This is a genomic window from Micromonospora sp. NPDC007208, from assembly GCF_042869175.1.
In the GTDB taxonomy this organism is placed as follows: Bacteria; Actinomycetota; Actinomycetes; order Mycobacteriales; family Micromonosporaceae; genus Micromonospora; species Micromonospora foliorum.
In genome coordinates, this window is sequence record NZ_JBIAFG010000035.1 from 1 (window position 1) to 4,657 (window position 4,657).

6 protein-coding genes are annotated in these 4,657 nt (G+C 71.0%); all 6 read left to right on the forward strand.

From position 1 onward, the window contains the following. Positions 1–277: 277 nt before the first annotated feature. The 6 genes from rplK to rplL all read left to right on the forward strand — a co-directional run bounded on the left by rplK (position 278) and on the right by rplL (position 4,487). Positions 278–709: a 50S ribosomal protein L11 gene (gene rplK, locus ACFYL6_RS33115; RefSeq protein WP_124820953.1), complete on the forward strand. Its 432-nt coding sequence runs from the start codon at positions 278–280 to the stop codon at positions 707–709. Between the two features lie 78 nt (positions 710–787). Then, positions 788–1,504: a 50S ribosomal protein L1 gene (gene rplA, locus ACFYL6_RS33120; RefSeq protein ID WP_091402424.1), complete on the forward strand. Its 717-nt coding sequence runs from the start codon at positions 788–790 to the stop codon at positions 1,502–1,504. A gap of 79 nt (positions 1,505–1,583) precedes the next feature. Next, entirely contained in the window at positions 1,584–2,474 is an 891-nt protein-coding gene (locus ACFYL6_RS33125; RefSeq protein WP_387177149.1) for an ATP-binding cassette domain-containing protein, read from the forward strand. Next, a complete protein-coding gene (locus tag ACFYL6_RS33130) occupies positions 2,471–3,160 on the forward strand; it encodes a hypothetical protein (protein WP_387177150.1) in 690 nt (229 codons plus the stop codon). The genes ACFYL6_RS33125 and ACFYL6_RS33130 overlap by 4 nt, the downstream gene beginning before the upstream one ends. Before the next feature lie 340 nt (positions 3,161–3,500). Continuing rightward, the gene (gene rplJ / locus ACFYL6_RS33135) at positions 3,501–4,046 is read left to right on the forward strand and encodes a 50S ribosomal protein L10 (RefSeq protein WP_387177151.1); all 546 of its coding nucleotides are present in this window, start codon (positions 3,501–3,503) and stop codon (positions 4,044–4,046) included. Positions 4,047–4,100: 54 nt separating this feature from the next. After that, entirely contained in the window at positions 4,101–4,487 is a 387-nt protein-coding gene (gene rplL, locus ACFYL6_RS33140; RefSeq protein ID WP_387177152.1) for a 50S ribosomal protein L7/L12, read from the forward strand. Positions 4,488–4,657 lie beyond the last annotated feature (170 nt).

Below are 4,657 nucleotides of genomic sequence, written 5' to 3' on the forward strand. Positions count from 1 at the left end.
GAGTCTTGTGTTGGGGCGTGGTGGTGTTTGTGTGGTGGTTGTGGGTGCTGGTTTTTTTTGTTTTTTTTTTTTTTTTTTTGTTGTTGGGGGGGGGGGGGGGGGGGGCGCCCCCCCCCCCCCCCGACGTCGGCGTACGCGCTCTCGCTCGACCTCGGCGGACGAGTGGGCTGCGGCCTGCGCTACTCTTGAATGTCGCCGCTGTCGCACCGCGCTGACCGTGCGCGCCCCGAGGGCGGCGACAGCCGCATTTTCCCAGCTCCAAGCCCCAGGAAGTGACATGCCTCCGAAGAAGAAGCTCGTCAAGACGTTCACGCTTCAGTTGCCGGCGGGCCAGGCCACGCCGGCGCCGCCGGTCGGCCCCGCGCTCGGCCAGCACGGCGTGAACATCATGGAGTTCTGCAAGTCCTACAACGCGCAGACCGAGTCTCAGCGGGGCGACATCGTCCCCGCCGAGATCAGCGTGTACGAGGACCGGTCCTTCACGTTCGTGCTGAAGACCCCGCCCGCTGCCCGGCTGCTGATCAAGGCCGCTGGTGTGCAGAAGGGTTCGGGTGTTCCGCAGTCCGAGAAGGTCGGCTCGGTCAGCCGCGCCCAGCTGCGTGAGATCGCCGAGAAGAAGATGGCCGACCTCAACGCCAACGACATCGCCCAGGCCGAGAAGATCATCGCCGGCACCGCCCGGTCGATGGGCATCACCGTCAACGACTGACGTCGGCCCCGGCCTTCGACCCGACCGTGGGAGGGCTCGCGCCGAGCGGCCCGCCAGAGACCACAGGAGTAATCAGCAATGCAGCGCAGCAAGAGCTACCGCAAGGCCGCCGATGTCATCGACCGGTCGAAGCTCTACACCCCCACCGAGGCCGTGAAGCTGGCCAAGGAGACCACCAACGTCAAGTTCGACGCCACGGTCGAGGTCGCCATGCGCCTCGGCGTCGACCCCCGCAAGGCGGACCAGATGGTCCGCGGCACGGTCAACCTGCCGCACGGCACCGGTAAGACCGCCCGCGTGATCGTGTTCGCCAGCGGCGCGAAGGCCGAAGAGGCCGCTGCCGCGGGTGCCGACGAGGTGGGCACCGACGAGCTGGTCGCCCGGATCCAGGGTGGTTGGCTCGACTTCGACGCGGCGATCGCCACGCCGGACCAGATGGCCAAGATCGGCCGGATCGCGCGGATCCTGGGCCCGCGCGGTCTCATGCCGAACCCGAAGACCGGCACGGTGACCATGGACGTCACCAAGGCGGTGCAGGACATCAAGGGTGGCAAGATCACCTTCCGGGTGGACAAGCACTCCAACCTGCACCTGATCATCGGCAAGGCCTCCTTCACGGAGACCCAGCTGGTGGACAACTACGCTGCGGTGCTCGACGAGGTGCTGCGCGCCAAGCCGTCCGCGGCCAAGGGCAAGTACCTCCGCAAGGTCATCCTGACCACCACGATGGGCCCGGGTGTCCCGGTCGACCCGAACCTGGTGAAGAACCTTCGGGAGGACCAGGCCGACGCCTGAGTCGACAGTTCGCTCCGCCGGGGCGCCGCCACGACCGTGGCGGCGCCCCGGCGCGTTTGAGGTGTGGCAGGCTCGACCCATGCGGCTGGAGAACGTCTGGTTGCGGTACCACCGGCGGGGGCCGTGGGTGCTGCAGGGCATCGACGTGCGGATCGGTCCCGGTGAGGCCGCGATCGTGCTGGGCCGCAACGGGGTGGGCAAGTCGACACTGCTCCAGGTGGCCGCCGGCGTCCTCCGACCGGGCCGGGGCCGGGTCACCGACCGGCCGGCGCGGGTGGGCTGGGTGCCGGAGCGGTTCCCCACGGACCAACCGTTCACGGTGACCCGCTATCTGACCGGGATGGCACGGGTGGCGGGGCTGGGCAGGGCCGCGGCCGACGAGGCGGTGACCTCCTGGACCGACCGGCTCGGGCTGTCCGCCTTCCGTTCGGTCCGGTTGCCGGAGCTGTCGAAGGGCACCGCGCAGAAGGTCGGCCTCGCCCAGGCGATGCTGCGCCCGCCGGGCCTGCTGGTTCTGGACGAGCCGTGGGAGGGGCTGGACGCCGCCACCCGCGAGTTGGTGCCCGAGCTGATCGCCGAGGTGCTCGCCGCCGACGGGTCCGTCCTGGTCAGCGACCACCGCGGCGAAACGGTCCGCTTGCCGGCCGCGCGCCGCTGGTTGGTGGCCGACGGCTCGCTCTCCGAGCAGACGTCGTCGACGGACGAGACGATCGCGGTGGTCGAGGTCGCGGTGCCGGCCACGCGGGTCGCCGGCACCGTCGCCCGGTTGCGCGCCGAGGGCCACCAGGTGCTGCGGGTACGCTCCGACGCCTCCTCCGCCGCAGCCCAGGTCCGACCCGCCGACCCGTTCCGGGAGGCCGGTGCCGCCCGACCCGCCGAGCCGCCGCTCGGGTTCACCGGGAAGCTGGCAGCGGAGCAGCCGAAGGCCGCTGATCCGGTGGTCGAGCCGGCAGCGGGGGAGGCCCGGTGAGCGCCCTGGTCCGGATGCGGCTGGCCGGTTTCCTGCGGACCGGCCGGGCGGTGGCACCGTTGCTCGCCGGCCTGATCGCGCTCGGCACCCTCTACGGCGGTGGTCGTGCCCAGCCGGCGGAGGCGTACGGCGTCTCCGCGGTCGTGCTCTTCCCGGTGCTCGCCTGGCAGACCAAGATCCTGTTGGACGTCGAGCCGGACGTGCAGCGTCGGCTGGCGCAGGTGACGGTCGGGGTCGCGCGGGAGCGGTTTGCCGGGCTGCTCGCCGCGGCAGTGGCGGCGCTGGTGACGGTGGCCGTCGCGCTGCTCTTTCCGTGGCTGGTCGGCGGGGTGTCCGGCCCGGTCGACCCGGGGGACCGGTCGATTCCGGTCGGGCTCGCGCTGGGATTGTGGGCGCACCTCCTGGTCGTACCCGCCGCGGTTGCTCTTGGGGCGTTGGCCAGCCGGGCGTCGGTGGGCGGCGCCGGGTACGGCGTCGCGGTGCTGGCCCTCGGCGGGGTCGGCGCGGTGGTGCTCGGCCTGACCGGCTCGGTGGCCCCCTGGCTGGCGCCGCCGATCATGGCCGCCGCTCGCACCACCGGCGGTGACGCCGCCGCGCTGACCCTGCTGGGGCTGAGCGGGTGGGCGCTGGCCTGGAGCGCCACGGTCGTCGGTGGCTACCTGTGGCGGCGGCGGGCCCAGGGCTGACCGGCGCCGGCGTCAGTGGCGCGGCTCACCGCGTGCGATTTGGCGCTGCTGGCCTGGGCGCGTACTCTTCAACCGTCATCCGTGTTCTCATGGATGAGGAACCACCCAGAGACCGCTGGTCACCGTGCTTCGGCACGGTCGAAGGTCCCGCGACATCGGGCGACCCGCGTAGGGCGGCAAGCGTAACTCGGCAGTGAGCATGGTCCGCCGACCGTGACGATCTTCCGGCCCTCGCCCCGTGCGCCCTGCGCCGGGGTTTTTTCGTTGTCGTGCTGCCTCCGCCCCCGTTCCGGCTTCGGCCGAGACGGGGACCAGCCTCGAGTAACGAGAGAGGAGGGACATGGCGGACAAGCCGATCCGGGCCGACAAGGCCACGGCCGTCGCTGAGCTGACCGAGAGCTTCCGTAGCTCGGGCGCCACCGTGCTGACCGAGTACCGCGGTCTGACGGTTTCCCAGCTCACCCAGCTTCGGCGCTCGCTCGGCGCCGATACCAGCTACACGGTCGCGAAGAACACGCTGGCCAAGCGTGCTGCGACGGACGCGGGCATCAACGGCCTCGACGAGCTGTTCACCGGTCCTACCGCGCTGACTTTCGTTTCGGGCGACGTCGTCGAGGCGGCGAAGGGACTTCGCGACTTCGCGAAGGCCAACCCGAAGCTCGTCATCAAGGGCGGTGTCTTCGAGGGCAAGGCCATCACCGCGGCCGAGGTCACGAAGCTCGCCGACCTGGAGTCCCGCGAGGTGCTGCTGGCCAAGCTGGCCGGCGCGATGAAGGGCAACCTGAGCAAGGCCGCGGCCCTGTTCCAGGCCCCGCTGTCGAAGACCGCCCGTCTGGCGGCTGCACTGCAGGACAAGCGCGAGAAGGAGGGCGCCGAGGCGGCCTGAGGCCCCCACGGCGCACCAGTTCTTACTTAACAGAATCAGGAAAGGACGCCAGATATGGCGAAGCTCAGCACCGACGAGCTGCTCGACGCGTTCAAGGAGATGACGCTGATCGAGCTCTCTGAGTTCGTGAAGCAGTTCGAGACGACCTTCGAGGTCACCGCCGCCGCTCCGGTCGCGGTTGCCGCTGCCGGTGGTGGCGGTGGCGCTGCGGCCGAGGCCGAGCCGGAGCAGGACGAGTTCGACGTCATCCTCGAGGCTGACGGTGGCAAGAAGATCCAGGTCATCAAGGTCGTGCGTGAGCTGACCGGCCTGGGCCTCAAGGAGGCCAAGGACGCGGTCGAGTCCGCGCCGAAGGCCATCCTGGAGAAGGTCAACAAGGAGACCGCCGACAAGGCGAAGGCCAAGCTCGAGGGTGAGGGCGCCAAGGTCACCCTCAAGTGACCTGACGTTCCACCAACGCGTACCCGGCTCGTGAGCTGGGACACCATCGCGTCGCGGGGGGGGGGGGGGGGGGCCCCGCGCCCCCCCCCCCCCCCCGGGGGGGGGGGGGGGGGGGGGGGGGCCCGGGGGGGCGGCCCCCCCCCCCCCCCCCCCCCCCCCCCCCAGCCCGC